At 43.6% G+C, this 26686-nt stretch carries 32 protein-coding genes; 22 read left to right on the top strand and 10 right to left on the bottom strand.

The window, feature by feature from the left end:
- Positions 1-364 precede the first annotated feature (364 nt).
- Positions 365-802, top strand: coding sequence for a DUF6641 family protein (locus tag PNUC_RS10670; RefSeq protein ID WP_011903895.1), 438 nt, complete (start codon positions 365-367; stop codon positions 800-802).
- Between the two features lie 191 nt (positions 803-993).
- Positions 994-1134 (top strand): hypothetical protein, encoded by a 141-nt coding sequence (locus tag PNUC_RS11065; protein WP_167523314.1) that lies wholly within the window; start codon positions 994-996, stop codon positions 1132-1134.
- Positions 1135-2116: 982 nt separating this feature from the next.
- Here PNUC_RS11065 and PNUC_RS11175 read toward each other — a convergent pair.
- Positions 2117-2251 (bottom strand): hypothetical protein, encoded by a 135-nt coding sequence (locus PNUC_RS11175; RefSeq protein ID WP_256205790.1) that lies wholly within the window; start codon positions 2249-2251, stop codon positions 2117-2119.
- Between the two features lie 326 nt (positions 2252-2577).
- Between PNUC_RS11175 and PNUC_RS10655 the strand changes: the two genes are divergently transcribed.
- From PNUC_RS10655 to PNUC_RS10645, 3 genes are all read left to right on the top strand, one after another.
- A complete protein-coding gene (locus tag PNUC_RS10655) occupies positions 2578-3684 on the top strand; it encodes a patatin-like phospholipase family protein (RefSeq protein WP_011903894.1) in 1107 nt (368 codons plus the stop codon).
- Between the two features lie 133 nt (positions 3685-3817).
- Positions 3818-4684 (top strand): ion channel, encoded by an 867-nt coding sequence (locus PNUC_RS10650; RefSeq protein WP_011903893.1) that lies wholly within the window; start codon positions 3818-3820, stop codon positions 4682-4684.
- 14 nt (positions 4685-4698) lie between these two features.
- A complete protein-coding gene (locus PNUC_RS10645; RefSeq protein WP_011903892.1) occupies positions 4699-5283 on the top strand; it encodes a uracil-DNA glycosylase family protein in 585 nt (194 codons plus the stop codon).
- A gap of 131 nt (positions 5284-5414) precedes the next feature.
- Here the strand turns inward: PNUC_RS10645 and PNUC_RS10640 are convergent, their stop codons facing one another.
- Together PNUC_RS10640 and PNUC_RS10635 are read right to left on the bottom strand one after the other, a co-directional pair.
- Complete coding sequence (locus PNUC_RS10640; RefSeq protein WP_011903891.1) at positions 5415-6269, bottom strand: DUF6671 family protein; 855 nt, start codon at positions 6267-6269, stop codon at positions 5415-5417.
- Between the two features lie 17 nt (positions 6270-6286).
- Positions 6287-7246 (bottom strand): sodium-dependent bicarbonate transport family permease, encoded by a 960-nt coding sequence (locus PNUC_RS10635; RefSeq protein WP_011903890.1) that lies wholly within the window; start codon positions 7244-7246, stop codon positions 6287-6289.
- An 84-nt stretch (positions 7247-7330) separates the two neighbouring features.
- Here PNUC_RS10635 and PNUC_RS10630 point away from each other — a divergent pair, with 84 nt between their 5' ends.
- The 10 genes from PNUC_RS10630 to PNUC_RS10580 all read left to right on the top strand — a co-directional run bounded on the left by PNUC_RS10630 (position 7331) and on the right by PNUC_RS10580 (position 15021).
- Complete coding sequence (locus PNUC_RS10630; protein WP_011903889.1) at positions 7331-8224, top strand: LysR family transcriptional regulator; 894 nt, start codon at positions 7331-7333, stop codon at positions 8222-8224.
- 143 nt (positions 8225-8367) lie between these two features.
- Positions 8368-8787: a CHRD domain-containing protein gene (locus PNUC_RS10625; RefSeq protein WP_011903888.1), complete on the top strand. Its 420-nt coding sequence runs from the start codon at positions 8368-8370 to the stop codon at positions 8785-8787.
- A gap of 19 nt (positions 8788-8806) precedes the next feature.
- On the top strand, positions 8807-9796 hold the full coding sequence (locus PNUC_RS10620) for a catalase family peroxidase (protein WP_011903887.1): 990 nt from the start codon (positions 8807-8809) through the stop codon (positions 9794-9796).
- A gap of 91 nt (positions 9797-9887) precedes the next feature.
- Positions 9888-10460, top strand: a complete 573-nt coding sequence (locus PNUC_RS10615; protein ID WP_011903886.1) for an SRPBCC family protein — start codon at positions 9888-9890, stop codon at positions 10458-10460.
- 394 nt (positions 10461-10854) lie between these two features.
- A complete protein-coding gene (locus PNUC_RS10610) occupies positions 10855-11616 on the top strand; it encodes a YoaK family protein (protein WP_011903885.1) in 762 nt (253 codons plus the stop codon).
- 113 nt (positions 11617-11729) lie between these two features.
- The gene (locus PNUC_RS10605) at positions 11730-12380 is read left to right on the top strand and encodes a carboxymuconolactone decarboxylase family protein (protein WP_011903884.1); all 651 of its coding nucleotides are present in this window, start codon (positions 11730-11732) and stop codon (positions 12378-12380) included.
- A 560-nt stretch (positions 12381-12940) separates the two neighbouring features.
- Complete coding sequence (locus PNUC_RS10595) at positions 12941-13390, top strand: EipA family protein (protein ID WP_011903882.1); 450 nt, start codon at positions 12941-12943, stop codon at positions 13388-13390.
- Positions 13391-13498: 108 nt separating this feature from the next.
- A complete protein-coding gene (locus tag PNUC_RS10590) occupies positions 13499-13858 on the top strand; it encodes a DMT family protein (protein ID WP_011903881.1) in 360 nt (119 codons plus the stop codon).
- A gap of 70 nt (positions 13859-13928) precedes the next feature.
- Complete coding sequence (locus PNUC_RS10585) at positions 13929-14612, top strand: haloacid dehalogenase type II (protein ID WP_011903880.1); 684 nt, start codon at positions 13929-13931, stop codon at positions 14610-14612.
- Between the two features lie 10 nt (positions 14613-14622).
- Positions 14623-15021 (top strand): MAPEG family protein, encoded by a 399-nt coding sequence (locus PNUC_RS10580; protein ID WP_011903879.1) that lies wholly within the window; start codon positions 14623-14625, stop codon positions 15019-15021.
- Between the two features lie 86 nt (positions 15022-15107).
- On the opposite strand, the gene katG is transcribed toward PNUC_RS10580, so the two are convergent.
- A complete protein-coding gene (gene katG / locus PNUC_RS10575) occupies positions 15108-17261 on the bottom strand; it encodes a catalase/peroxidase HPI (protein WP_011903878.1) in 2154 nt (717 codons plus the stop codon).
- Positions 17262-17463: 202 nt separating this feature from the next.
- On the opposite strand from katG, the gene PNUC_RS10570 reads away from it, so the two are divergent.
- From PNUC_RS10570 to PNUC_RS10565, 4 genes are all read left to right on the top strand, one after another.
- On the top strand, positions 17464-18507 hold the full coding sequence (locus tag PNUC_RS10570) for an alpha/beta hydrolase (protein WP_011903877.1): 1044 nt from the start codon (positions 17464-17466) through the stop codon (positions 18505-18507).
- A gap of 54 nt (positions 18508-18561) precedes the next feature.
- Positions 18562-18711 (top strand): hypothetical protein, encoded by a 150-nt coding sequence (locus tag PNUC_RS11060; RefSeq protein WP_167523322.1) that lies wholly within the window; start codon positions 18562-18564, stop codon positions 18709-18711.
- Positions 18712-18785: 74 nt separating this feature from the next.
- Positions 18786-18938: a hypothetical protein gene (locus PNUC_RS11055; protein ID WP_167523321.1), complete on the top strand. Its 153-nt coding sequence runs from the start codon at positions 18786-18788 to the stop codon at positions 18936-18938.
- Positions 18939-19037: 99 nt separating this feature from the next.
- Positions 19038-20000 carry a tripartite tricarboxylate transporter substrate binding protein gene (locus tag PNUC_RS10565; protein WP_011903875.1) on the top strand — a complete coding sequence of 321 codons (963 nt, stop codon included), beginning with the start codon at positions 19038-19040 and terminating at the stop codon, positions 19998-20000.
- Positions 20001-20032: 32 nt separating this feature from the next.
- On the opposite strand, the gene PNUC_RS10560 is transcribed toward PNUC_RS10565, so the two are convergent.
- From PNUC_RS10560 to PNUC_RS10545, 4 genes are all read right to left on the bottom strand, one after another.
- On the bottom strand, positions 20033-20803 hold the full coding sequence (locus PNUC_RS10560) for a MipA/OmpV family protein (RefSeq protein WP_011903874.1): 771 nt from the start codon (positions 20801-20803) through the stop codon (positions 20033-20035).
- Positions 20804-20837: 34 nt separating this feature from the next.
- Positions 20838-21482, bottom strand: a complete 645-nt coding sequence (locus PNUC_RS10555) for a histidine phosphatase family protein (protein WP_011903873.1) — start codon at positions 21480-21482, stop codon at positions 20838-20840.
- Positions 21483-21503: 21 nt separating this feature from the next.
- Positions 21504-21899: a GNAT family N-acetyltransferase gene (locus PNUC_RS10550; protein WP_011903872.1), complete on the bottom strand. Its 396-nt coding sequence runs from the start codon at positions 21897-21899 to the stop codon at positions 21504-21506.
- Positions 21900-22012: 113 nt separating this feature from the next.
- The gene (locus tag PNUC_RS10545) at positions 22013-22192 is read right to left on the bottom strand and encodes a hypothetical protein (protein ID WP_048812169.1); all 180 of its coding nucleotides are present in this window, start codon (positions 22190-22192) and stop codon (positions 22013-22015) included.
- Positions 22193-22319: 127 nt separating this feature from the next.
- Here PNUC_RS10545 and PNUC_RS10540 point away from each other — a divergent pair, with 127 nt between their 5' ends.
- Together PNUC_RS10540 and PNUC_RS10535 are read left to right on the top strand one after the other, a co-directional pair.
- Complete coding sequence (locus tag PNUC_RS10540) at positions 22320-22553, top strand: DUF2798 domain-containing protein (protein WP_011903871.1); 234 nt, start codon at positions 22320-22322, stop codon at positions 22551-22553.
- Between the two features lie 34 nt (positions 22554-22587).
- Positions 22588-22821 (top strand): hypothetical protein, encoded by a 234-nt coding sequence (locus PNUC_RS10535; protein ID WP_048812168.1) that lies wholly within the window; start codon positions 22588-22590, stop codon positions 22819-22821.
- Between the two features lie 10 nt (positions 22822-22831).
- Here PNUC_RS10535 and PNUC_RS10530 read toward each other — a convergent pair whose 3' ends face one another.
- Positions 22832-24460 carry a peptide chain release factor 3 gene (locus PNUC_RS10530; RefSeq protein ID WP_048812167.1) on the bottom strand — a complete coding sequence of 543 codons (1629 nt, stop codon included), beginning with the start codon at positions 24458-24460 and terminating at the stop codon, positions 22832-22834.
- A gap of 58 nt (positions 24461-24518) precedes the next feature.
- Positions 24519-25256, bottom strand: a complete 738-nt coding sequence (locus PNUC_RS10525; protein WP_011903869.1) for a pseudouridine synthase — start codon at positions 25254-25256, stop codon at positions 24519-24521.
- 101 nt (positions 25257-25357) lie between these two features.
- Here PNUC_RS10525 and PNUC_RS10520 point away from each other — a divergent pair, with 101 nt between their 5' ends.
- A complete protein-coding gene (locus PNUC_RS10520; RefSeq protein ID WP_011903868.1) occupies positions 25358-26686 on the top strand; it encodes a dicarboxylate/amino acid:cation symporter in 1329 nt (442 codons plus the stop codon).

Raw genomic sequence — 26686 nt, 5'->3', positions numbered from 1 at the left:
TGTTCTACGATCTTTGTGCTGAATTACATTCTTGAGTCAGTTGGGTAGCAACATCCAACGGCATCCTATTGGTTAGTGACTGCAAGTCTCTGCTACTGCCCAGAATTTCCATGACTGTGACTCTAAGTCCAGCTTTAGGGTGACATAACGACTGGGTGTCACTGCCCTTGTTTCAGTAGTAATAAGTGATGGCATACAAAACGTTCTTCTGCTTTGTCGTCATAGTTATTTAGTGAAACCTAATAAAAGGAGACAAGATCTGGTTCAAATAATTAGATCTTTGTGGCTTTTGGCAAAAAGAGGTTGTCCAGTCAAAAACTCTGACCATAAATTAAGTGTGCCCATTAACTTATAGGAGAAAAAGATGAGCACATTAAACAGTTTAAAAATGGTTAATTCAAAAAAGCCAACAGCAATACCACCGGTACTACATCGCAGGAATAAATTGGTAAACAAAGTCTGGGAGCAGATCCAGCTAGCTAAAGCAAGCAAAGAGGGCGGCACGTTTACAGTTAAGAAATTCAAAACAGTTAAAGACATCACTGGCGCACGTAAAACCATTGAACATGAAAAGCGTATTCGTCAGTGGTGGTTCGTTGCTATGGATGGCAAGGTTTGCCTGAACATTCGCTATGGCGCCAAGATTATTGAGTTCGCCAAAGGAAAGACTGCTATTGAGGTGGCAACAGCAGATGAGCTTATCAAAGCCCTTGAGATTATTAAGGGTGCCATTGAAGCAGGTGAACTTGATGCTCAGATTGAGGCCGCAAGTGGTGCTGTGCGTGCGGGTTTCGGTAAATGAAGAAATTTATTTTATGGGTGCGTTTGAATCAGCTACAAACGACCAATACGATAATCTTTGCCAATAATGCGTTAGAGGCTAAATGGTTGGGAGAGGCGCAGTATGGTTTCGGTAGCGTATTAAATTATCGGGAAGCAGACTGAAATGCCATGAGGGGCTTAAATACAGGTATGCGATTTTATGAAATCAAAATGATCAAACCTGTAAAGCCCCTCAATCCTGAGCAGGCACGTATTGCTTCACTTAAGAAGAGTGTTGAAGATGCTAAACGCCGTCTACAGATAGAAAGACAAAAAGTTATTAAACCTATCAAGCCGACTCACTTGGCTTAGTAAAAAATTCCCGCGCAATTTTTAATGCCACTCGAGATCTCGGCCACTGGTGATTTAATCTAACCCCACCTCGTATTCGTAATAATTCTTATTCTGAAAAATCAGGAGTTTTGATTCAAATTCCCAGTTTTTACCTGGAATTTATCAGCTCAATTGTTTTATCTGTATATAGGTGACAGGCATAGCGCAAATGAATTGTCGTTTTAAACGACATTGCGAGTAATGGAGGCTGGTGGCGGGCCCAAGATTTGAGCCAATTTTTGACCAATACATTTTTTAGATCGTACTCACAGTTGCTTCACGCTATCGTAACTTTCTGATTACGCTCAAAATTTTGACCGACGCATTATGTAAATTTTGCGCACGAAATGTCAGGGGTGGCGTAACCAGTTGATTTCATAGACGAAGCGGTCTATCGGAGGATATTTGAAAATCCTTGTGTCGGTGGTTCGATTCCGCCCCGGGCCACCAAGAAACACCAAAACCACCTTCGGGTGGTTTTTTCATATTAGCTCACGAGCCAATTATTCGAAGGCCTTACAATACCTAAAATTTCAATTCTTAGCCAATTAAAACTAAGTGGGTCAACATGAGTGGCGGCAATCTAGAGGAAATGAACAAGCTCAGGCGGGAATTGGAGCTAAAAGGCGTTCAGGTCTTAGCCTTTTCGGGCATAACAATAGCCACTTGGTATGTGTCTCCATCAAATTGGTTTCTGCTTCCTTTGACTGCCCTCATTGTGAGATGTGTTCAGACTATTATTTTTATAAGGAAATTTAAAAAATTTCTGAATAGTTAGCAATAGGATAAGAAATCCTCGACCCTGGTTGATTCCGCCCCGGGCCATCAAGAAACACCAAAACCACCTTCGGGTGGTTTTTTCATTTGGACTGACGAATGAGGTTCCGTTGTAATGAGGTCAAAAAAATGCCCGCATATCTCTGCGGGCAAAGATGGTTACTGCGAGAAAACTGTTCTTATCTTAATTTGAGCAAGCTTGATTTAGGTAAGTAATTACACCATCTTTAGTAAAACCAATCTTGGCCACATCCAATGTTGATGCGCTTACGACACCGACAAACAATCCAATAACAAACCCGACAACTAAATGTTTCATCCCCATTTTCTTCTCCCACAATTATGTTGTTAGCGGTGAGCCAATACTCTACTTGTGCGCATGAGAAAAACTTGTTCTAAGTCAATTTTCTTGCCAAGAGTAGGTAGTACTTTAGTTGTACTGATGATTTTTAGTACTAAAAAACGCTATGAGGATTTTTATTATTGCGGTGCGTTAAAGAATATTTTTAATATCGACTAAGGATTAGACACCCTTGGCCCTGGCCGATTCCGCCCCAGGCCACCAAGAGACACCAAAACGACCTTCGGGTGGTTTTTTCATTTGTGTGATCTGCTATAAATTGATTAATCATCAATGGAGTTGATATGACCCAATCTTCGCGCCGTAATTTCTTAAAAACATCAGCTATTAGTTCTGTGGCTATTGCTGGGAGCTCTGAGCTTGTTATTGGTTATGCTCAAGCACAGACAAAAACTTCAAAATCCAGCATTGATCAAAAAGCAGCAGAAATATCTAAAAAATTATTTTCTACTGATGGCCTAGCAATACCAATTGCCGACAAGCCCACTGTTTCAAAGCTAGCAAGGGGCTTAGATCGCACAATGGTGCTTGGTGGTGGCGGAGAATATTACATCGCTTGGTATTGTGGATTTTTTCATGGGCTATATGAGGCTGGATTGGATATGGCTCAAATACCAGAAATGGTTGTAGGTACCTCTGCCGGCTCCTACGTGGGATCATCGCTACTATCTGGTGAGTTTTATCGCCTGCGTAAAGAGTTTGATTTTTTTGGAAAGTTCCCGGAAATATTTTCTCAAATAGCGCCGTTGGCGACTCCCAATATTAGCCAGATGAGAGCCGATCAAATTAATATGAGTGCTACTGATGGCAGTATTGAGACACGCAAAATAATTGGTGCCGCCGCCTTAGCCGCTGACAATAAATTAAATAGTAATCACATCGAAAAATTAGCGGGACTATTAACAGGCGATAGCAAAACAAATTGGCCGGCTAGTAGGATGTTTACAACGGGGATAGATTGCTATTCAGGCGAGCGTTTGGTTGTAGGCCAGCAGACTGCCCAAAAAAATAATATTGCTTTAGCACATGGCGCGGCGGCAAGCAGTTCATTGCCAGGAGTTGCTGGACCAACATTATTGGGTCAGCGCTATGTCATGGATGGAGGTATTTGTTCTAATCCTGCCCATGTAGATTTGGTAGCTGGATCCAAGAGGGCACTAATAATTACATTGACAAACGGCTCTACAGGAGCAATTCTGACAACAATTCCACACCCAATTGCCCAAAATATTAAAGACGTTGAGAAAACGGGCACAAAGGTAAAGTGGATTATTGCGGGTACGCCTCCAGGCATCAATCTTCTTGATCCTAAGCAGATTGAAGGCGCGTTACGAACTGGGTATGAGCGCTCAAAAATTGAGGCCTCAGGTATTAAGGCATTTTGGGCGTAGGATTAGCACCCAAGATCCTGGTCCATTCCACCCCCAGGCACCAAGAAACACCAAAATCACCTTCGGGTGGTTTTTTCATTTGCGTCTTAGTGTTTCGAATGTGCTGAAAGACGCTATGGGTTAAGCTATTTCCATGGATAAAAATAATTTCATGACTACGCCTGTTAAGAGATCTTCAAGATCGTTGTTTTCAAATGCGTTTATAGATTTCTACCATTTAGTGGTGCGGATGACATGGCCTCGCTTTTTAGCTTCTTTCGTTGTTATATTTTTAGCAATCAATTTATTTTTTGGTTTTTTATATTCTCTTCAAAGCGACTCCATTGGCGGACTAAAGGGCATTGGGTTTCTAGAATATTTTTTCTTTAGCGTTCAAACCTTAGCGACTATTGGTTATGGAAGCATGTATCCCCAAACACTCTACGGACATATTTTGGTCACTATTGAGGCGATGATTGGGTTGTTAGGTGTCGGCATGTTTGCGGCTCTCGCATTTGCCCGAATTTCATTACCAAGGTCGCGAGTGATTTTTAGTAATACAGCTGTAATAAATAATTTTGAGGGTCAGCCCGCCCTCATGTTTAGAATGGCCAATGAGAGAAACAACCGCATCATTGGCGCTGAAGTAGAGTTGAGTCTGTTCATACAGGAGACCACCAAAGAAGGCCAAAGTATGAGGCGGATATATGACTTAAGTCTAGCCCGTAACCATACGCCTATGCTGGCTCTAACATGGCTTGTGATTCACCCGATTGATGAGAAGAGCCCTTTATCAAAGCTGTCTCAAGAGAATCTATCTAAAGCAGACTTTGCTTTTGTCGCAACCGTGAAGGGTTTGGATGAGACAGTTTCACAAACAATTCATTCCAACCACACCTATACATTTGAAGATATTCGGTGGAATCATCGCTTTGTGGATTTGTATCGTAAAAATGAGTCGGGCAAGAAAGTTCTTATTGATCAGACTTTGATTCACAATACGATAGAAGAAGCAAGATAGCCTAATCTCAATTGATGAGTCAAACCCTCGCCAAGCTCGTTAAAGAAATTCGTTCCTGTAGTTTATGCGCTGATCATCTGCCTTTAGGCCCCAGACCCATTATTCAGGTTGGTAGTTCAGCGAAGATTCTTATTGTTGGCCAAGCCCCTGGTAGCCGAGTTCATGAAACAGGAATTCCATTTAATGATCCTAGTGGCGATAGATTAAGAGAATGGATGGGCATTGATAAAGAAGTGTTTTATGACGAAAAGAAGATTGCTTTAGTTCCCATGGGCTTTTGTTTTCCCGGAACGGGCAAGTCAGGCGATCTGCCGCCCAGGCCAGAATGTGCGGACACATGGCGAGTCAAACTATTAGAGCAATTACCCAATATCAAGCTAACCATCATTGTTGGGCAATATGCTCAAGCATGGCATTTAGACAAAGGCAATAAAGACAATTTGACTGAAACAGTTATGGCATGGAAGAGCTATTGGCCCAAGGCAATTCCTTTGCCACATCCAAGCCCCAGAAACAATATTTGGCTAAAGAATAATCCTTGGTTTGAGGAAGAGGTTTTACCCTCGCTCAGAAGGAAAGTGAAAGCTGTATTGAAGTAGGGTTGGGCATTCTCGGCTCTAGTCGATAGCCCACCTATTGGACTATTTTCTTTTGTAACATGGCGGGGTTGGGCCCGATTAATCTTTGATTTCCCCATCAAAAAGCGTCCTTTAAAACGACAAATCAATATTCAAGGATTGCAGCAATTACACCTTGATGGATCAGCAGATATCTGATTGGCAATTACTACTTCTTTTTTGCAGCCACACCTTACGCATGACCATATATTGGCGACTGGTAAATTTGTAGGCATTCCACAATGAGAGCAAGGCAATCCTTTCTTGGTCTCGGTTATTGCGAAGCCGGGAGATGCGCACTCTGGGCAAAGGCAAACCATTTTCTTGGCTAGATTTTGGGTTGCTTTCAAGATATTTGCCATACGAGTTGGATTAGTGTGTGCCCGTAAATCATTCTCCACAAATACATCACCTTTTTTAGAGAGATTGGTTGCCCAGTCGTATGCCTCTCTCAGCATTTCAATTGTGCCAATTCCTTTGCGGCACTCAAGATGGTATTCATCATCAGGCCTAATTACCAATTGATGACTAGGAAATTGGGCTTCAGATAAGAAGGCAGTAATCTCATCCCAGCTCGATATTTGCTTGCTCGCACTCTGCGCCTCTCCTCCATAAAAACCAGCAATTTCTAGATTGCGAGTGTCATCAACCAAAAGGACTAATTCATAATTCCAAGGAAGTAGTCCTGTGTATGGATCATTTGCAAATGCCCCTTCACTGGCAATGCCTATCTTGGTGTCCGAGAGTTCCATGCCAACTCTGGCCTTCTTTCTTGCGGCATCTAGTTGCGAACCCTGTCTGGGAATATCGCGTGCAAAGGTTCCCAGTCTATCTGTGTCATAGCCTGTGACATGAATGACTTCTAGGCTATTAGTATGCAGTAGTTCGGGACAAACAACAGACTCTTTGCCGTGTTGTGTCAGTAGGCTCGCTTTTAATCCGGCATAGGGCTTGAGATAGTTTGACATATTGAATTTGTAATCCTTTAAGCAAAATAGTTGGCAATCGCACTATAGATGGGAATTCCTAAAATGATGTTCAGGGGAAAGGTGATGCCTAGCGACATTCCCATATACAAAGCAGGATTAACCTCAGGCATGGCATGACGCAGAACCGCCGGTACTGCAATATAAGAGGCGCTTGCCGCAAGAATCATTAATAGAATCGTGTCACCGAGCGGTACATGAAACAGGTGGCACAAACCAAGAGCAATCAGGGCGTGAGTGGGTGGCGCTATGAAGGCATATGCCAGTGTGATGGGGGGCTTTCCTTTGAGTTCGCCAATGCTTCTAGCGGCAACTAAGCCCATGTCTAATAAAAAGAATGCCAATAACCCTTTGAATAAATCAATCGAGAATGGGGCCATGACTTTGTGGCCTGAATCGCCAGATATCAGCCCTACCATCAACGATCCCAGCAGTAGAAGCTGTCCGCCATCGGTAAACGATTCATGAAGCACTTTCGCTAAAGATGTCTGCGAAGCTGTGGTTCCTGAGCGATGTTGCCGAATCCGATTCGCAAGAACAATTGCAATGATGATTGCAGGCGACTCCATCAGAGCCATTGCCGCGGCCATGTGTCCGCCATAGCTAATGCCGCTTTGATCTAATACTTGGGTAGTAGTAATAAAAGTTACCGCACTAATAGATCCATAGGTCGCGGCAATTGCGGCAGCATCCAGTTTATCGAGTTTGTGTTTTAGTAAGTTGTAGCCAAGCAGTGGAATGGCTATAGCTAAAGAGATTGCCAACCCAAGACTAATCGCAATCTCAGGAGTAAATCCTGATTTGTTTAAAGCAAACCCACCCTTTAATCCCAGTGCCATCAGCAGGTACAAGGATAAAAAACGAGAGATTGGTTGGGGGATTTCTAGGTTGGATTTAACGAGTCCAGCAAATATGCCGAAGATAAAAAATAGAATCGAAGGGTCTAGTAAGTTAGTCATGCGCTTTCCTTTAAATTTGATTCTAGGAAAATTAATATATAAAGTAAAATCGGAAATAAGACATTTATATATAGATAAAAACCTATGAATATTACTTTTAGACAATTACGCCTTTTTATGGCTTTAGCGGAGACTGGAAGCGTCAGTGCGGCCGCCCGTAAAGTTCATGTAACCCAACCAACGGCTTCGATGGGGTTGAAGGAGATAAGTGATGTCATTGGGGTGCCCCTCTATGAGGTGGTAGCCAGGAAAGTACATTTAACTCAAATGGGTCACGAGTTAGCCAAAACAGCTAGAGCGATTTCTGGCGAATGGGAATCTTTTGAACAGCAGGTGAATAGCGTCAAAGGATTAACCCGGGGAAAATTAAAAGTAGCCGTGGTGAGCACTGCCAAATATTTCATTCCCAGAATATTAGGTGCCTTTTGTGCGAAGTATCCACAAATAGATATTTCTTTGGAAATCCTCAATCGCGATGGCGTGGTGAAAAGATTGGAAGAGAACTTAGATGATCTTTGCATCATGTCTCAGCCCCCACTTCATATGGATATAGATGACGAAGTGTTTATGCCAAACCCTTTGTTATTGGTTGCCTCAAAAGATCACGTGCTTGCCAAAAAAAAGAATTTTGATATCAGTCTATTAAAGAATGAAAAGTTTATTTTTAGAGAAAAGGGCTCTGGTACCCGAATGACAACAGATGCTCACTTTAAAAGACTGAAGTACAGGCCAGATGTCAGGCTGGAGCTTGGAAGTAACGAGGCAATTAAACAGGCTGTTTTAGGCGGTCTCGGTATAGCCGTTCTTTCTAAGCATTGTTTGGGTGATAAATCTGAAGAAGAGGCTGCCATCTTGAAATGTAAAGAATTTCCCATTGAATCAAGCTGGCATATTGTGAGCCCTAAAGGCAAAAAGCTATCTCCGATAGCTACGATATTTAAGAAGCATTTATCTCAACAGGCTAAAGACTGGAAATAGAGCTGGGCATTCAAGGCCCTGGTAGATTCGGCCTTGGACCACCAAGAGCCTCAGAAACCCACTTTTTTAGACTATTTTTTAATTTAACCAATCAGCCTAATTGTGATAGCCTGAACCTAGAACTAAACCAATAGGAGATGCAAATGAAGATAGCTCATGTTTTGGCAAAAGTTGTTTTGGGATTGTGTGTTGGCGTTGCTTCATTAGCCGCTTCAGCACAGTCAATGAAGGTAACTCTTATTGGCTCTCAAGAGGTGCCTCCAGTGATGACCTCAGCTTCTGGGGTAGGCGCAATCATGGTTGCTCCAGACGGTGCGGTGTCGGGAACCATCACAACGACAGGTATTGAGGGAACCATGGCGCATATTCATGAGGCACCGATGGGTCAAAATGGTCCAGTTATTGTTCCGTTTGCCAAGACTTCAGATAATGTTTGGACTGCCCCCGCTGGTGCCAAATTAACGGATGCCCAGCTCCAAAGCTTGAAAAGCGGCAATCTTTACCTCAATGTTCATAGCGCCACTAATAAATCTGGTGAAATCAGAGCTCAGCTAAAGCCGTAAATATTGAGGCACTAAAAATATGAACCGCGCCAAACTTGGCATTTTTCTTTTCACCGTTCTTTTATCCGGTGGTGGGTTTGCAGAAGAGTCAGTTACCGCCGATCAAGTGGTGACTGGCATTGAGCATCAGTTTGGGGTTACCCCAGGGCAAAGACGAAACCATATCAATGGAGTTTGCGTCGCGGGAAGCTTTGTTGGGAATAAAGCGGTTCAGCCTTATTCCATGTCGCCATTATTTTCAGGGAAAGTCATTCCAGTCCTTGGCCGATTTTCTTTAGCTGGAGGCAGCCTCAAGATTCCGGATACCGCTAAAAACCCTCGTGGAATGGCTTTGGAGTTTAGGCTACCTGATGGGCAAGTTCAGCACTTTACGATGCTTAATGTCCCGGTATTTGGCGCCGCTACACCCGAATCTTTTTATGATGGCGTGGTCGCGAATACTCCTGATCCGGCAACTGGCAAACCAGACCCTGAAAAGATGGCTGCTTATAAAGCTAGTCACCCCGATGCTAAAGCTTTAGGTGAATACTTGGGCAAAAATAATCCTATTGCAAGTTATGCCAATAGTGATTTTTATAGCGTGCACACTTTTAAATTCATTAATAAAAATAATAAGAGTACTTTGGTTCGCTGGCGTTTTGTACCGCAAGATGGCGTGAAGAGATTAAGTGACGAAGAACTTAAAACAGCACCAACTCGTTTTTTAGACCAAGACATTATGAACAAGACCCAAGCAGGCGTGGTCCGTTGGGATATGGTGCTGGTAATTGGTGATCCCATGGATGAGCAAACTAATCCAACAATTTACTGGCCAGTCGATCGTAAAGAAATTAAAGCAGGTGTTTTGGCTTTGACCTCGGCATCACCTCAACAAGGTGGGGCTTGCGAGAAGATTAATTTTGATCCTTTGGCGATGACATCCGGTATTGCACCAACTAATGATCCTGTACTTTTATTCAGATCTCCTGCATATGCCAATTCCTATGCCAAACGATTAACTGGACAGTAATCGCTCACAATAGGCACCCAATACCTCGAGCGCCCCTTAACTCGAGATGTCGTATAAAGCGACAAAATCCATAAGCCCCTAAAATCTATTAATGAAATGGATGTTCACGCTCGTCTTAACCTTCTTTTTCTTTATCTCTCAAAGCTTTGCACAAGAGAATTCCAACCCTTTTGATGTTCAAGTAGGCGTGACGCCTATTGATGGGCGGTTTCATGTCCAGGCAAGCTATTCTGTGCCAATGAATATTTGTAGCGCCTATACTTTTATTACGGACTATGAGGGCTCAAAAAATATCCCAGGAATAGTTGAGGCAAAAGTTATTTCAAGGGTGGGCAATAAGGTACGCGTGTATAGAGTGATAGAAGAGCAAATTCTCTTTTTCCCTATTGAGATGAAATCTACAGTGGAATATACAGAGCTGCCTAATAGATCATTAACTTTTGAGCAGATTAGTGGCGATACCAGATCTTACAAAGGCACCTGGAAATTAGTCGAGGAAAAAGAAAAGACACTATTTAAATACGACGCTCAAATAGAGCCCAACTCAATCATTCCCTCAGCCATCATTGAATATTTTATAAAAAACAGTATGCGAGGCCGATTTGAATCCATGGCACAAAGAGCCAGTGAATATAAACCTATTCAAACTGTAGCCTGTAAATAGTGGGCACACTTTCAGTAAGTATTGGGAAGCCTATTTTTATCTTGTTCTGATTTTTTGAGTTGCCTCGGCAGGCATTGTCACGATACAAAAAAAGGGGGGAATGAAAATTTGGCGATTACTGGCTGTAAGTTAGAAAGCAGAAAAACTTCTTACTTATCGCATCCTCTTATGTCTGCTTGACCATCCCTTCAACTACTTTATAGGATTCATTTCAAAACTAATGTTCTGCAGCACACATGCTCCTTTATTCATGGAGCCTGATGGTTGAGGTTAAGACCTCAATTCTGCTCCCTCCATGCCACAAAGAAGTAAGAAAGCTAACTTTGGGTGTTTTTTTCATAAAGCGACGATCAATATATCGGCAAATAAAGCTCAGTCGTAGAATGTAGCTTCAATGCCAATTCAGTTCATTCAACTTTTAACCAGCACACATAGGTCTCATAAGACCAATATTCAATTGGGCGCCTATATGGCATTCGTTGCTGGTGCGGTAAATGCGGGTGGATTTCTGGCGATTGCTCGTTACACCTCTCACATGAGTGGCATCATTTCTGCGATAGGTGATGATCTAGCTCTCAATGACTTGATTTCTGTTTTGGGCGGCATATCACTTTTGCTTTCATTTCTATTTGGGGCGGCAACTACTGCCATCATCGTTAACTGGGGGCATCGAAGAAAAATTCATAGTGAATTTGCTTTACCCTTATTGGTCGAAGCCATCTTGCTCTTGGTGTTCGGTTTGGTTGGGGCCAACTTGAATCTGTATTTGCCTTTAACTGTTCCAGCAATTGCCCTTCTTCTATGTTTTGTTATGGGCTTACAAAACGCTATTGTGACCAAGGCTTCTAGAGCTGAAATTAGAACTACGCATATGACAGGCGTAATTACCGATATTGGTATCGAGCTGGGTAAATTGATTTATTGGAATAAATCACAAGAGGCCAATCAGGTTAGGTATGTCAAAGCCAACAGGGAGAAACTAACATCCCATCTATTTATTTTTGGCATGTTTTTGATTGGTGGAATTATTGGGGCTGTTAGCTTTAAGAAAGTTGGCTATATTTCAGTAGTGCCCCTGTCCTTTTCTCTTATATTAATAGCGGGCCTACAGATTTATCGAGATATTAGAGTTATCTTGAAAGATCGGATATCTTAGGCGCTGGATGATTCCACCCCGAGACCAAAAGAATTCATAGGACATTAAAAAAGTTAGTCAAGACTGCAATATATTCAGTATCCTCCAGATATATTCATAAAAAGAGAGACAGAATGAAACCAGCCATCATGAGATTGATCCAGATTTGCGCCTTCACTTTAGGAATGGCATCTCTTACTATGGCGCAAACGCCACCCACTCCGGGTGAGCCAAAGCGTTTTCCGCAAATTACCTTAGAGCAACTTCCGCCAGATGCGCGACCTTTGGGCGAAGAAATTATTGCTATCTCAAGCGTTGGATTGGGTGGCCCGTATAACGTGATGCTTAGAAGCCCAGTTTTCGCAGATCGCATGAAACGTTTATTAGATTATTTACGCTTCAATACCTCCCTGCCGACCCGTTTGAACGAGTTTGCCATTCTGATTCAAGGTAAGGTATGGAGTTCTCAGGTGGAATGGTACGCTCATTACCCATTGGCATTAAAAGCAGGCTTGCCTCAGCAGGTGGCTGATGATCTCAAGTCAGGTATTCGCCCAAGAGATATGAAGCCCGATGAGGCAGTGGTGTATGACGTTTCCATGGAAATGATTCAAAATCATCAGATCAGCGATGCATTGTTCCAAAAGTCTAAAGCGATTCTGGGTGAGCAACAGTTGGTAGATCTGGTGGCAGTGAGCGGCACTTATGTCACGGTGGCAATGCTGCTGGCCCTTGGCCAAGAAATGCCGCCCGCAGGCAAACCATTGCCCTTTCCACCGAAGTAAATTAAAAGCATTATTCGTTCCGTCAAAGGTCGCATAGGATCAAATGGGCGTTAGCTAAGCAAAGTGAATAAGCTACTCATTTTTTGTCTTGTGCTTTTTTTGAGCGCCTGTACTAGCCACCAACCTGTGGAGCAAAGCAGAATAGGTGCCCAGGGTGACAAGTTTTGGACTTTAGATTTTTTTCACTTTTATATGGGTAAACAAACCCATACAGAGCGCTTCCAATTTACCAAGAGAAGAGATTGTTTTGATACTTTGTATCAAATGCAGGTCGACTCTAAAAAACAAATCTTTCACAGCGGCGCAGGAATATGTACAAAGCTTTTTGTCGAGGGACAAAAGCGAACCTCAGATGACGTATTGGGATATAGATAGAGCAGCCTTGAGGGTAGGGCTACCCTCTAAGTCCCGGTTGAGTCTGCCTCAGAGCGCTAAGAAGCTCTAAAACTACCTTCTGCCGGTTTTTCATTTGTCTTGCTCGCATAACCGGAGTAAGCTTTAGTTTGCAATATTGCTAATTCCATAATCATTTTATGGACTTCAACAAATGGAGAAGTTATATGACAAGTATTCGCAAGTTCCTTTCCCTGCTAATTTTGGGATTAGCTGTTTTAAGTTTTGGCGCTAGCGCTGCAGACGCCCCTAAAAAGCCATCGGGCACCGTCAGCATTAATGAAACTCAATTTGCTTTAATTGTTGGTGGTAGTACTGGCGGTGGCGTTCTGACTTATCAAGGCAAGAAATATCCATTTAAGATTGGTGGAATGAGTCTTGGGGCTAATGTGGGTGCGTCTAAATTAGCAGCAACTGGTGAGGTATATGACCTAACTGACGTATCTAAATTTCCCGGTACCTTTACCAAGTTAGAGAGCAGTATTACTTTAGGTGGTGGAGTTGGCGGAACTGTTTTGAAGAATGAAAATGGCGTCATCATGCGTCTCACTAGCACTTCTGAAGGTCTGCAATTTAACCTCAGCGCAAGTGGAGTTACCGTAAAGCTTGATAAGTAGTATAGGCGAACCAACCCGGTGGCTTCAACGCTGGGCTGGTGGTAGACACCTAAACCACCTTCGGGTGGTTTTTTCATTTAGATTGGCATAACTCATTAAGATGGGTCTATGCCTAATCCATCTAATTTCTTTGGCCCACTCTCCTTTATTGGACTTTTGGCTCTTTCCAATGTTTTTATGACATTTGCTTGGTATGCCCATCTCAAGAATTTATCTTCTAAGCCCTGGTGGGTTGCGGTGTTTGCAAGTTGGGCAATTGCTTTGCTTGAATATGCTTTTCAGGTCCCAGCAAATAGAATTGGTTATCAATATTTTTCGTTAGGACAACTTAAGATAACTCAAGAGGTTATTACGCTCACCGTATTTGTGCCGTTTGCTATTTTTTATATGGGCGAACCATTTAAGACGGATTACATATGGGCAGGACTTTGCTTATTGGGCGCAGTCTATTTTATGTTTAGAGCTTAATCTCATGTTTGATATAAAAAATGTTGATGAGCATATCGTATAAAAATTTACAAAAAAATTGGGAGACAGCATGTATAAACTCGTAGCCTTTGATGCCTATGGAACATTGTTTGACGTGTATTCCATGGGTCAGTTGGCAGATGAATTATTTCCGGGGCATGGCCAAGCTCTTGCTCTGATGTGGCGCGATCGCCAAATTGAATACACCCGCTTGGTAACTATGAGTGATCCTAATCCCAATGGTAGTAAGCACTACCTACCATTTTGGGAGCTAACCATTCGATCACTTCGATATGTGTGTAAACGAATGGACATAAATCTAACCCCCGATTACGAGAAGCGACTGATGGATCAGTATGCCAAGCTTACTGGTTTTGATGATAGCCTAAATGTGCTCAAGACAATTAAACAAAAAGGTATCTCTACCGCGATTCTTTCTAATGGCAGTAGAGAGATGTTGGCCACGGTAGTGGAAAGTAATGGCTTGAAGCCATACTTAGATAAGGTGGTCACTATTGAAGATGTGCGCCTATTTAAAACTGCGCCCCAAGCATATGAGCTTTTATTAAAAGCATTTCCGGTCAAGAAAGAGGAGATTCTGTTTGTATCCAGTAACGCATGGGATGCTCTAGCGGCCAAATGGTATGGCTTTGATGTGTTCTGGGTAAATCGACTTGGGCATCCATTTGAAGAAATTGGTGATAGCCCAAGCTATGAAGGCAATTCTTTAAGTAGAGTCTTAGAAGTTATCTAAGGAGAAATAAATGCTATTGATCACCTCAATCATCGCAGCCTTTTTAACCATTATTTTTGTAAAGCTTTCTTTTGCTGTGATTGGCCTTAGAAGAAAGAATCGGGTTGGCCTTGGAAGTGGTGGCAACGAAGATCTTGAGCGAGCGATACGAGCTCAGGGCAACTTTGCTGAATATGTTCCTTTTGGGCTGATATTGATAGCCTGCTTAGAGCTTAATGGGGCGCCATGGTGGTTGGTTGCCATCCCCGGCGCTACGCTGATTATTGGGCGCTTGATTCACGCTAAAGGAATGAATGTGCCTCCGCCTGATTTCAGTAAACGCGTATTGGGCATGATGTTTACTTTTGGAACGCTAATTACATTGGTTATTTTGAATTTGGGCTGGGCTGTTTACAAGCTCTTCTTTTAGGCTTCATATTTTTTATTCTTTGATTATTTCTAATCAAAATAAGAGGAGCGATAGCCCCTCTTATTAGCCAAACTAGTCACTAAATATTAATTAAATAAATCTGCATTCATTACTTTAGTCCAGGCAGCAATAAAGTCATTAACAAACTTTTCTTTATTGTCGTCTTGTGCATAAACTTCTGCATAAGCGCGCAAAATTGAGTTGGATCCAAATACGAGATCTGCTCGAGTGGCGGTCCACTTTGTCTTTTCTGTATTTCGCTCAACAATGTCATAACTATTTTGACCTGTTGGCTTCCAAAGGTAGTTCATATCCGTTAGATTGACAAAGAAATCATTGCTGAGCACGCCCTCTTTTTCGGTGAATACACCTTGTTTAGATCCGCCATAGTTTGTTCCCAGTACGCGCATGCCGCCTATAAGAACAGTCATCTCTTGTGCTGTGAGCCCCATCAGCTGGGTACGGTCTAAGAGCAGCTCTTCGGGCGTTACAACATAACTCTCTTTTAGCCAATTGCGAAAGCCATCCGCTAGCGGTTCAAGGACTTCAAAAGACTCTACATCTGTCATTGCTTGAATCGCATCACCGCGTCCTGATGTAAATGGCACCTTCACATCAAATCCACCAGCTTTAGCGGCTTGCTCAATCCCAATATTGCCACCAAGGATGATGGTGTCGGCAATACTAATACCGCACTCTTTACCAATTTTTTCGTAGACTGCAAGCACTCTTGCCAATCGTTCTGGCTCATTGCCCATCCAATCTTTTTGTGGTGCTAAACGTATGCGTGCGCCATTTGCTCCCCCGCGTTTATCTGATCCCCTGAAAGTGCGAGCGCTATCCCAAGCCGTTGTCACCATATCACTCATTGATAGTCCGCTAGCCTTGATCTTGGCTTTAACGGCATCAATGTCATAAGATTTTGGGCCAGAGGGTATGGGGTCTTGCCAGATCAGCTCTTCCTTTGGAACATCTGGGCCAAAGTATCTTGCCTTGGGGCCCATATCTCGATGGGTTAGCTTGAACCAAGCTTTAGCAAACGTTTCTGAGAAATACGCTTGGTCCTTAGAGAATCTTTCTGAGATCTTGCGGTATTCAGGATCCATCTTCAGGGCAATATCTGCATCCGTCATCATCGGCATACAACGGATGGAAGCATCTTCAACATCAACGGGCTTATCTTCTTCTTTAATGTTGATGGGCTCATACTGGTGCGCGCCTGCTGGGCTCTCTGTCAGTTTCCAATCGTAATTAAGAAGCAAATTAAAGTAACCGTTATCCCACTGTGTTGGATGTGTCGTCCAGGCGCCCTCGAGTCCGCTGGTAACGGCGTCTCTGCCAATGCCGCGCGTCTTATGATTCATCCAGCCAAGACCTTGCTCATCAATTGGGGCAGCCTCTGGGGCTGGCCCTAAGTTAGCAGCATTACCATTGCCATGTGCTTTGCCCACAGTATGGCCGCCGGCAGTAAGGGCAACGGTTTCTTCATCATTCATGGCCATGCGAGCGAAAGTCACCCGCATATCTTGAGCTGTTTTTAATGGGTCTGGTTTGCCGTCGACGCCTTCGGGGTTTACATAAATTAAGCCCATCATGACTGCCGCCAATGGATTGCTTAACTCGCGCTCACCCGAATAGCGAGAGCCTTTACCACCACTTTTTTGAAGCCATTCTTTTTCAGAGCCCCAGTAAATGTCTTTTTCTGGATGCCAGATGTCTTCGCGGCCGAATGAGAAGCCGAATGTTTTTAGGCCCATAGATTCATAAGCGATAGTGCCCGCTAAGATCATGAGGTCAGCCCAGCTAATTTTGTTACCGTATTTCTTTTTGATAGGCCACAACAGGCGACGTGCTTTATCTAGGTTGGCATTATCTGGCCAAGAATTGATTGGAGCAAACCGTTGATTGCCTGTACCCGCTCCGCCACGACCATCTGCAATTCTGTAGCTGCCTGCAGAATGCCAAGCCATCCTAATCATTAAGCCACCATAATGCCCCCAGTCTGCCGGCCACCAATCTTGACTATTGGTCAACAGATCTTTCATATCTTTTTTGAGTGCCCCAACATCCAGCTTTTTTAATTCATCTCGATAACTAAAAGAAGAGCCCATTGGGTTTGTCTTTGTATCTTGCTGATGAAGAATGTCCAGATTAAGCGCTTTTGGCCACCAGGCCATCGGGGTTTCGCTTGCTTCAGTATTGGCCCCGTGGGCAACGGGACACATTCCTTTTGACGTCATTTGGACCTCCTTTTAGGTAAAGCAATTTGTTTTGGTAGACCGACAGAATTAGCTTAACTGATAAACCCTTTGTTTGTCTGTGCTACCTTGAGGAGTTATTGTTTAGGGCTTGTAACGCCTATATCTTCAGCCCCAATTTTCTAATAGGCAATAGTAAGATGTGGCAATATAAAAAAATAATTAAAAGTACACAGGAGACATCATGAAAAGCACAACAAAGGTTTTAATGGCCCTAATCGCTTGTATTTCCTTTGGCCAAGCATATGCAGCTGGTCAGATTGAGATGAGTGAATATATGGTACAAAGCGATACCCCGGGAATCTCACTCTATGTTCGCAATAAACATTTAGGCGGGATGAATAAATTTACCGCTGAAAAAACCTTGCTATATGTGCACGGCTCTACTTATCCCGCCGAAACAGCATTTGACTTATCTTTAGGTGGCACATCTTGGATGGAGTACATGGCTGCAAGGGGCTACGATGTTTGGCTTGTAGACTTACGTGGCTATGGAAAATCAACGCGCCCACCAGAGATGGATCAGCCAGCAGACCAAAACCCACCGCTAGTACGAACAGATGTAGCAGTCAGGGACGTCTCTAGTGCAGTGAATTATATTTTGAAAAAGCGCAGCATTAATAAAATGAATTTGCTCGGTTGGTCTTGGGGCACAACCATTATGGGTAAATACACAACTGAGAATAATGAAAAAGTAAATAAGCTGGTTCTCTATGCTCCCCAATGGTTAAGACAAGGCGGCGCACCCCTCACCGACAAGGGTGGTCAATTGGGGGCCTATAGGGTTGCTTCCGTGGCTGATGCAAAAAATCGTTGGTTAACTGGCGTGCCTGAAAACGCAAAAGACAGTCTTATTCCTCAGGGGTGGTTTGAAAAATGGGCTGACGCTACTTTTGAAACAGACCCATGGGGAAAAACCCAGTCACCTAAAAAATTACGCGCACCCAATGGCACTGTTCAAGATGCGCGCGATTACTGGACCGCAGGTATTCCTCTTTATCAGCCCAAAGATATTCGTGTACCAGTGATGTTGGTGCATGCTGAGTGGGATGCTGATTTGCCTAGCTACATGATGTATGAGTACTTCACTAAGCTAGAAAATGCACCTTATAAAATTATGTTGCAAATTAGCGAGGGCACACACACTATCATTATGGAAAAAAATCGCATGCTGATGTTCGCTGGCGTACAAGAATTTTTAGATAGTAGTTTTAAGCCTGAAAAGTAATCAGGGTTAGCTGCACGTTAAAATGAGTATTGATAAGCTCGAAAGGTTCTTGAAATGAAAAGATTGGGATTAATAATTTCTATGGCTTTAGCCATGATGGCTTTGATGGGGTGTCTTGCCAGCACCAAATCTCCGGATGGTGTTGTATGTAAGTCAGGCATACCTGTTGAGAATGAAAACCCAGATTGCACTGGTGGCGGTTAAAGCTCTTGATTTTGGCCCATACTTCATCAGAATCGTGGCAGAATAAGAGACCAATAATGAATGTGCAGGAATATATGAAAAAACTATTTGCGCTTATTTCCGTGTTTGTATTGGCTTTAGGTTTAGCGGGATGTCTTGCAAGCACTACCTCTCCAATTGGATTAAATTGCGATTACAGCAAAGGAATACCAATTCCAGATATGCCGGTGGATTGCCAGGGCCACTAGTCTAGTTAAGACTCAATCAAAACCACCTTCGGGTGGTTTTTTGTTCTCAGAAATAATGGCTGGATATACTGACTGTATGCACAAAAGAAGAGGTGTTGGATGAGTAGATTTTTAAAAATAGCCTTTGCATTAATCGCCTTCATTAATTTTAATTGCGCAATCGCAGACAATGTCTGGCCTACTCACCCCATTAAATTTATTGTTGGGTTTGGTCCTGGCGGCGCAAATGATTTAGTAGCGAGAACAGTAGCGGAGGCTGCTTCAAAGCAGTTGGGACAACCCATCATTGTTGAGAACAAGCCTGGCGCTGGTTCTGTCTTGGGCGCAGACTTTGTAGCGAAAAGTCCACCTGACGGCTATACATTCTTTGTAAGCGCCGGAGGGATTGTGACCAATCCCATGATTAAGGCAAGCATGCCATACAAGGAAGGCGACTTAGTTCCGGTTAGCTTGTTGACTATTAGCCCATCGATTGTTGTGGTTTCTGCAGACTCCAAAATGAATAATCTCAAAGATCTTTTGGCGCTTGCACATGAGCCGAATGGTCTGAATTTTTCCACTGCAGGAACAGGCAGCACTCCACATTTCGTTGCCGAAATGCTCAAGGTAAAAGCTGGCGGAAAATATGAAATCATTCCCTATAAAAGTGGTTCAGAGGGAATGGTAGCAGTCATCTCCAATCAGGTTGATGCTACATCGGAGGCGAGTGTCGTAGTGATTCCACAAATCCAGGGTGGCAAATTAAAGGCGATTGCTTCGACTTGGAATAAGAGAATTGCTGCCTTACCCAATGTACCCACTACTAAGGAGCAAGGTTATCCTGAAGTGCTTATTGGTCACTGGGCTGGAGTCTTTGCTCCCAAGGGTACGCCGGATGCGATCCTGGATAAAATGAACAACGCCATCAATGCAGCCTTGAATAGTCCCAGCGTTCAAGCTCGGCTTACTCCGCAAGGCATTGAGCCTGCGCCAGGTAGCAGAGCATCTTTTTCTAAATTTTTAGCAGATGAAAAAGGACGCTTAAGCCCTATAGTTAAAAGAGCCAATATGAAAGAGGACTAACAAGATAACTTTTGGCATCTTGTTAATTCAGCTTACTTAAATCGATATGCCAGTGCGGCAAAGAGATTGTCTTGAAATGAGCGATTCATGACAGGGCTATTGTTAATGCCGCCGCCCATCCATTTGCGTTTTCCATAAATATTGAAATACCAGTTATCAACTACTGGGATTTCAATCATTAGGCCGGCAATGAGATTACTTGTCGCAGGGGCCGTGTAGGCACTGTAGCCAGTCTGCAATGAATCACTGCCACTAATTCCATAGTAGTAATTAGCATATTGACTCGACTGTCTTTCAACTCCGAGTTGCGGATATAGCGTTACTTTTTTATAAGTTTCGATTTCAGCAAAATAGAGCAACTCATAAAGTGCACCATGTGATTTTCCGAAGTCATGATACGCATTCACAAAAAATCCACCAACTGGCGTTTCTTGAAAGGTGCCTATGCCTAATGGGATGGGGTCGGTACGATTTAGTGTGGCTCCATTAATTGGGGACTTCACTTTATATGAATCTAAGTTTATTTTCCCAATCACTTCTAGATAACCATAACCCATCTTCAAAGTTTTTATACCCACTTCATCTATTCGAACGAAGGCTCGTTTGTAGTCAACAAAGGCATAGGGAAGGGGAAGCGTTTGCACGCCTTCTGTACCAATATGAAGGTTAGTTGTGTAGGTTGCGATTCCTACATCTCCTACCAAATGGTCAGGCAGGCCATCAGGCACATCTTCGTCCGCATATAGCGACGTTGATAGCAGCACAATAAAAAGGCAAACAAGGGTTTTCTGAAAAAGCTTCATGCGCTAATCATGGGTGATTGAGATTGGGCCATTATTAAAGGTCTAGATTATCTAGAGCGAGCCCTTCTAGATGGCTAACATCAGCCCAATTATCTACCTTCCAGGATTGCCCATCATGACTGATCCAGCTCAAAGAAGCATTGGGGACGGATATCGCTTTATCTGCATCTAAGGCTTGATTGCTGGCGATGCGATACATCATATCCAGCGCTCCGCCATGACTGACTAATAAAACAGTTTTGCCCGCATGTTTTAGGCAAATTTGCTCTAAGGCATCTTTGATCCTGTTGGCGAATTGAGCGATACTCTCACCGCCACGTAATTCCTCATGAAGTGATCTTCTCAGGTGCGTATTCCAAAGTTCTGGCTCTAAGTCTGGAGCTTCCTGCGTTGTGAGTCCTTGTAGGGCGCCTAGGTTCCGCTCTCGCAATGCTTTATGGGCAATTGCGGAGACGCCGAACACCTTTTCAATAGCCTGTGCGGTTTGAGCTGCACGTTGTAAATCGCTGGCATAGAGCACATCAAACTGAAGATCAATGGCTTGAAGAGCGCTTGCCATTTGGTTTGCCTGCCGCACTCCTTTTTCATTTAAAGGGATGTCTGTAAAACCTTGGAGACGACGCTCAACATTCCAATCGGTCTCACCATGGCGCACTAAGCAAAAACGGGTTGTAGTCATTTGCTAATGATATAGGGGCAATTATTTTTTATGCGTCCATGCTCTCGGATTGTGTTCAAAGCCAATGTGTTCGTAATATTCGTTTGCATTTGGTGCGGCGAGCAACACTGTCATGCATTCAGGCCCCAAGCGCAACTTTGTCTCAGCAATCAGATGCTTGCCAATGCCGTTTCGTTGATATTGTTGATCTACTGCTAAATCGGCTAAATAGGCCACATAAGCAAAATCAGTCAGCGTTCGTGCAATGCCAATGAGATTTTCACCATCCCAAGCGGTGATGGTAATGTCAGCATGTTTTAGCATTGCCTCAAAAGTATGTTTATTGTGAATGGGACGACGCTCACCAAGGGTTGAGCGCACGTAAAGCGCAATGGCTTCATCTGCAGATATATTCGCATCGTCGCGGTAACTAATCATCTGTTCCTTAAAAGCATGCTCTTGCTACATTCAAGTATTTACATCTTACCTGTACTCGATTAGTACACATTCTGACGGACATAAAAAAGCCCCGAAATATCGGGGCTTGGTATTTACGCCGGAACTTGTTGCTTGTTAAGCGCTCGTAGTATTTTGCCTTTTTCTTTTGCTTTAGTGCTCGTTTCCATGAGTTTGGTGAGCTGTGCAGTATTGAGGGGCCCTAGGCGTGTTTTGCCTGTTTTTGTGAGCATGGGATCGTTTTTGCGGTTTTTTTGATTTTGGCCTACAGCCATTAGTTTTCCTAGAGTGGTGGAATGATGAACCAAAGAGCCGTGCTCAAAAGATCCCCCTAAGTAGGGTGCAGAATAGCGATCACAGTTCAGAATAACAGCTAAAAAGACCAGGCGCTATGATTGAGGGATGATTAATCTTCCGGGTTTTATTTTTTCTCTGGTGATGGGGTTTTTAATGTCCTTAAGCATCACTTTCGCAACCACCTTTGTGCGTGTTGGCAGAGCGGATACTTTCTTCTCTGTGTGGTTTGAAGTATGGTCTGTTGCCTATCCAGTAGCCATCATTTGTATCTTAATTTATCGGCCTATCGCCACCAGGGTAACAAATACATTGCTAGAGAAATTGAGCCGTAGTAATTGATCGCACTACTTCACCAAAAATAAAGGGCCATTAAATGAAAACACCATTACTGACAGTTCTTACGAGCGTGTTTTTAGGGGGATGCGCTGCAGTCTATACCGACGCCTCTGATGCTAACCAAGTTACCTTCTTAAATAGTAGTGGCGAGTCTATGGAGCAATTAACTCAGAAGGCGCAGAACTATTGCGCACAATACGGCAAAACAGCGACTTTCAGAAATGCAGACACCCAATTGGTTGTGGTGTTCGATTGCAAAGTACCACGGTAATAGGCGGTAATTAGCCTGCTAGGTCAGATTGGTATATGAGGCCAGCATGCTCTCTTAAAGCGTGAAATTGAATCGATTCCCAACGTTGCTGAGCAACATCCAATTCTGATTTGTGGGATGCCAAGAAAACTGAAGCGCCTACTACGTCTTCAGCCATGCGATGAATATTTTCTTGAATAAATTTTTTCAGAGCAACGGGATCTTCAGAGCTAACCCATCGAGCTAAGTTATATCGTGCTGGGAGCAAACGCACCTCCGCACCATATTCGGTTTGTAGGCGATGACTGACCACCTCAAATTGCAGTTGACCAAAAGCACCGAGCAGCATTGTTCCACCGGTCATAGGACGAAATACCTGAATAGCGCCCTCTTCCCCAAGCTGCATGAGGCCGGTTCTGAGTTGTTTTGTCCGCAATGGATCTGCTGACTCCACCATGCGGAAGATTTCTGGGGCGAAAAAAGGAAGCCCTGTAAATTGAAGCTGTTCACCTTCGGTGAGCGTATCACCAAGGCGTAACAGGCCATGATTGGGTAAGCCAATAATGTCACCCGGGAAGGCTTCATCCAAAATGTCACGTCTTTGCGATAAGAAAGATAGCGCATTATTGGTACGCGCTTCTTTGCCGTTACGACTAATTTTGAGTTTCATACCGCGCTGAAAATGTCCGGAACAAATTCTTAAAAATGCTACGCGGTCGCGGTGTGCAGGATCCATATTGGCCTGAATCTTAAAAACCACTGCAGAGAATTTATTTTCCGCGGGACTTACTTCGCGCTGCAAGGCCTTACGAGATCCTGGTGAAGGCGCAAGTTCAACCAGTGTATTCAAAATTTCACGTACACCAAAGTTGTTAATAGCTGAGCCAAAGAAAACAGGTGATTGACGCCCAGCCAAAAAGGCTTCGCGATCGAATGCTGGCATTGCCTCTTTAATGAGCTCTACTTCTGCCAGTGCATTTTCTAAATCGCTTCCCAAGCGCTCTTTTAGGGCTGGATCATTGATGTCAACCACAGCATGTGAATCTTCGGTCACGCGGTCTTCACCTGCTTTAAACATGCGCATCCGAGAGTTGGCTATATCAATAACGCCTGCAAAGGATTTGCCCATGCCAACTGGCCAAGTGAATGGCACCACTTCAATTCCTAATGCTGTTTCAATTTCATCCATTAATTCCATGGGCGGCTTTACTTCGCGATCCATCTTATTGATGAAGGTAACGATAGGTGTATTGCGCGCGCGACATACTTCGAGCAAGCGTAGGGTTTGTGATTCCACTCCGTTAGCAGCATCAATCACCATTAATGCAGAATCAACAGCCGTTAATACTCGGTAGGTGTCTTCAGAGAAATCTTGGTGGCCTGGGGTATCTAAAAGATTAATAATGCAGTCACGATATTCCATCTGCATTACTGAGCTAGCTACGGAGATTCCGCGTTGCTTTTCAATTTCCATCCAATCAGAAGTTGCATGCCTGCTCGCTTTACGCGCTTTAACGCTGCCTGCGATTTGAATTGCGCCCGCGTATAGCAGCAACTTTTCAGTGAGCGTTGTTTTACCGGCATCTGGGTGAGAGATGATGGCAAAGCTGCGACGTCTAAGAACTTCTGCGGCTGGAGTACTGGAGGTATTGGTATCGATGGTAATTCTGCGCTTATGAATATCTATTTTGAATGCAATTATAAGCGGGTAAGCCTACTTAGAATTGCTCTTCAGGCCTTACAAAACGCCATTGTCCTGGGGGAAGGGGGCCTAAAGAGATCCGACCTATCCTCACCCGTTTTAATCCTATGACCTTAAGGCCAACCATTTCGCACATGCGACGAATTTGACGCTTACGACCCTCTCGCAAAACAAAGCGCAACTGATCTTCATTTTGCCAGCTCACTTGTGCAGGCTTCAGAACAACGTCGTCAAGTGTGAGGCCATGTCTTAATTTATCTAGATCCTCAAACGAAAGCTTGCCTTCCACGCGCACTAAGTATTCTTTTTCAATCGGACTGTTTTCGCCAATGAGTAATTTAGCAATGCGCCCATCTTGAGTTAATACCAGCAAGCCTGTTGAGTCGATGTCTAAGCGCCCCGCAGGAGCCAAGCCTTTGGTATTAAAGCGTGGGTTTCTACCTTTATCTAGCGGACTAGCAAAGTAATTATCAGGAGTAATTAATGATGCGGCCGGCTGATATTCTTGCTCATCATCAAAATGAGAGATATAACCAACGGGCTTATTGAGGATCACAGTGATGCGTGAGGCTTGTTGCGCCTTTGCTCCAGATTGCAATTCGATTTTTTGATGGCGGTAGGCGCGTACGCCCAGTTCATTCACCACCTCGCCGTCCACGGTGACCAAGCCTTGCTCAATATAGGAGTCAGCTTCACGACGTGAGCAGAGGCCCAGTTCAGATAGTAATTTGGAAACGCGTACTTTTTCTTCCATGAGCCCATTATCGAGCATTAGGCTCATTTCTTGAGTTGGATTAATATCTAGGCTATTGATTCCACAGAGTGTCGAACAACTATTAAATAAAGGAAGACAACATGACTGCCACCTTGAAGAAGCCCCCAATTTATAAAGTCCTTTATTTTCAAGTACTTACGGCTGTTGTAATTGGGGTTTTGTTAGGCCATTTTTACCCTTCCTTGGGCGTAGATATGAAGCCTTTCGGGGATGCCTTTATTAAGGGCATCAAGATGTTAATTGCCCCGATCATTTTTTGTACGGTTGTTCTTGGCATTGCCGGCATGGAAGACATGAAAAAGGTTGGAAAAACAGGCGGCCTTGCGCTTTTGTACTTTGAGATTGTCAGCACAATTGCATTAATGGTCGGATTGGTTGTTGTGAATGTGTTGCAGCCTGGTGCGGGAATGAATATTGATCCAGCAAGCTTAGATACCAAAGGTATTGCCGCTTACACTGGCCCAGGAAAAATGGGGACTACCACTGAGTTCCTACTCAACATTATTCCAAGCAGTGCAGTCGATGCATTTGCTAAAGGTGAAATCTTACAAGTTCTCTTCATTGCAATATTGTTCGGTTTCGCATTACATAAGTTCGGTGGTCGCGGAACAATGGTGTTTGATTTAATTGAAAAAACATCCCATGTTCTTTTTGACATGATTGCCATCATCATGAAATTTGCGCCAATCGGCGCTTTTGGTGCAATGGCATTTACGATTGGAAAATATGGCATAGGCTCATTATTCTCATTGGGTAAATTAATGGGCTCGTTTTATTTAACTTGCTTGCTCTTCGTATTTATTGTTCTTGGGATCATCGCGCGACTCAATGGGTTTAATATTTTTAAATTCGTGCGCTACATTAAGGAAGAGCTTTTAATTGTGCTGGGCACCTCTTCTTCCGAGTCAGTTTTGCCACGCATGATGGAAAAGATGGAGCTTTTAGGTGCTAAGAAAGCCTGCGTTGGCTTGGTGATTCCAACTGGCTATTCATTTAATCTGGACGGCACTTCGATTTATTTAACAATGGCTGCAGTATTTATTGCGCAAGCTACAAATACGCCGATGACCCTCCTACAAGAAGTTACTCTCTTGGCAGTGTTATTGCTTACCTCTAAGGGAGCCGCCGGTGTAACTGGTAGTGGATTTATTGTGTTGGCAGCCACTCTTTCAGCGGTAGGAGACGTGCCAGTAGCAGGCTTGGCAATCATCTTAGGCATTGATCGCTTTATGTCAGAGGCGCGTGCATTGACTAACTTGGTCGGTAACGGAGTAGCTACTATTGTGGTTGCTAAGTGGACAGGTGAATTAGACCAAAAGCAATTAACTCGCGCATTAAATCGGGATGACTGGATTGAGGCTCAAGAGCCAGAAATGATCTTGGATCATCAACAAGACAAAATGCGCTGA

It is taken from the genome of Polynucleobacter asymbioticus QLW-P1DMWA-1 (assembly GCF_000016345.1).
Classification (GTDB): domain Bacteria; phylum Pseudomonadota; class Gammaproteobacteria; order Burkholderiales; family Burkholderiaceae; genus Polynucleobacter; species Polynucleobacter asymbioticus.
The sequence above is the reverse complement of the archived record's forward strand: the minus strand, read 5'-3'. Positions and strand labels throughout refer to the sequence as shown.

Coding starts and splice junctions, on each gene's coding strand:
- PNUC_RS10590 (WP_011903881.1), top strand. CDS start 13,499: ATGCCTAATCCATCTAATTTCTTTGGCCCACTCTCCTTTATTGGACTT.
- PNUC_RS10605 (WP_011903884.1), top strand. CDS start 11,730: ATGAAACCAGCCATCATGAGATTGATCCAGATTTGCGCCTTCACTTTA.
- PNUC_RS10580 (WP_011903879.1), top strand. CDS start 14,623: ATGCTATTGATCACCTCAATCATCGCAGCCTTTTTAACCATTATTTTT.
- PNUC_RS10630 (WP_011903889.1), top strand. CDS start 7,331: ATGAATATTACTTTTAGACAATTACGCCTTTTTATGGCTTTAGCGGAG.
- PNUC_RS11060 (WP_167523322.1), top strand. CDS start 18,562: ATGAAAAGATTGGGATTAATAATTTCTATGGCTTTAGCCATGATGGCT.
- PNUC_RS10565 (WP_011903875.1), top strand. CDS start 19,038: ATGAGTAGATTTTTAAAAATAGCCTTTGCATTAATCGCCTTCATTAAT.
- PNUC_RS10570 (WP_011903877.1), top strand. CDS start 17,464: ATGAAAAGCACAACAAAGGTTTTAATGGCCCTAATCGCTTGTATTTCC.
- PNUC_RS10535 (WP_048812168.1), top strand. CDS start 22,588: ATGAAAACACCATTACTGACAGTTCTTACGAGCGTGTTTTTAGGGGGA.
- PNUC_RS10625 (WP_011903888.1), top strand. CDS start 8,368: ATGAAGATAGCTCATGTTTTGGCAAAAGTTGTTTTGGGATTGTGTGTT.
- PNUC_RS10560 (WP_011903874.1), bottom strand. CDS start 20,803: ATGAAGCTTTTTCAGAAAACCCTTGTTTGCCTTTTTATTGTGCTGCTA.
- PNUC_RS10610 (WP_011903885.1), top strand. CDS start 10,855: ATGCCAATTCAGTTCATTCAACTTTTAACCAGCACACATAGGTCTCAT.
- PNUC_RS10640 (WP_011903891.1), bottom strand. CDS start 6,269: ATGTCAAACTATCTCAAGCCCTATGCCGGATTAAAAGCGAGCCTACTG.
- PNUC_RS10650 (WP_011903893.1), top strand. CDS start 3,818: ATGGATAAAAATAATTTCATGACTACGCCTGTTAAGAGATCTTCAAGA.
- PNUC_RS10655 (WP_011903894.1), top strand. CDS start 2,578: ATGACCCAATCTTCGCGCCGTAATTTCTTAAAAACATCAGCTATTAGT.
- PNUC_RS10585 (WP_011903880.1), top strand. CDS start 13,929: ATGTATAAACTCGTAGCCTTTGATGCCTATGGAACATTGTTTGACGTG.
- PNUC_RS10550 (WP_011903872.1), bottom strand. CDS start 21,899: ATGATTAGTTACCGCGACGATGCGAATATATCTGCAGATGAAGCCATT.
- katG (WP_011903878.1), bottom strand. CDS start 17,261: ATGACGTCAAAAGGAATGTGTCCCGTTGCCCACGGGGCCAATACTGAA.
- PNUC_RS10615 (WP_011903886.1), top strand. CDS start 9,888: ATGAAATGGATGTTCACGCTCGTCTTAACCTTCTTTTTCTTTATCTCT.
- PNUC_RS10540 (WP_011903871.1), top strand. CDS start 22,320: ATGATTAATCTTCCGGGTTTTATTTTTTCTCTGGTGATGGGGTTTTTA.
- PNUC_RS10595 (WP_011903882.1), top strand. CDS start 12,941: ATGACAAGTATTCGCAAGTTCCTTTCCCTGCTAATTTTGGGATTAGCT.
- PNUC_RS10555 (WP_011903873.1), bottom strand. CDS start 21,482: ATGACTACAACCCGTTTTTGCTTAGTGCGCCATGGTGAGACCGATTGG.
- PNUC_RS10645 (WP_011903892.1), top strand. CDS start 4,699: ATGAGTCAAACCCTCGCCAAGCTCGTTAAAGAAATTCGTTCCTGTAGT.
- PNUC_RS10620 (WP_011903887.1), top strand. CDS start 8,807: ATGAACCGCGCCAAACTTGGCATTTTTCTTTTCACCGTTCTTTTATCC.
- PNUC_RS11055 (WP_167523321.1), top strand. CDS start 18,786: ATGAAAAAACTATTTGCGCTTATTTCCGTGTTTGTATTGGCTTTAGGT.
- PNUC_RS10545 (WP_048812169.1), bottom strand. CDS start 22,192: ATGGCTGTAGGCCAAAATCAAAAAAACCGCAAAAACGATCCCATGCTC.
- PNUC_RS10670 (WP_011903895.1), top strand. CDS start 365: ATGAGCACATTAAACAGTTTAAAAATGGTTAATTCAAAAAAGCCAACA.
- PNUC_RS10525 (WP_011903869.1), bottom strand. CDS start 25,256: ATGGAAGAAAAAGTACGCGTTTCCAAATTACTATCTGAACTGGGCCTC.
- PNUC_RS11175 (WP_256205790.1), bottom strand. CDS start 2,251: ATGAAACATTTAGTTGTCGGGTTTGTTATTGGATTGTTTGTCGGTGTC.
- PNUC_RS10520 (WP_011903868.1), top strand. CDS start 25,358: ATGACTGCCACCTTGAAGAAGCCCCCAATTTATAAAGTCCTTTATTTT.
- PNUC_RS10635 (WP_011903890.1), bottom strand. CDS start 7,246: ATGACTAACTTACTAGACCCTTCGATTCTATTTTTTATCTTCGGCATA.
- PNUC_RS11065 (WP_167523314.1), top strand. CDS start 994: ATGATCAAACCTGTAAAGCCCCTCAATCCTGAGCAGGCACGTATTGCT.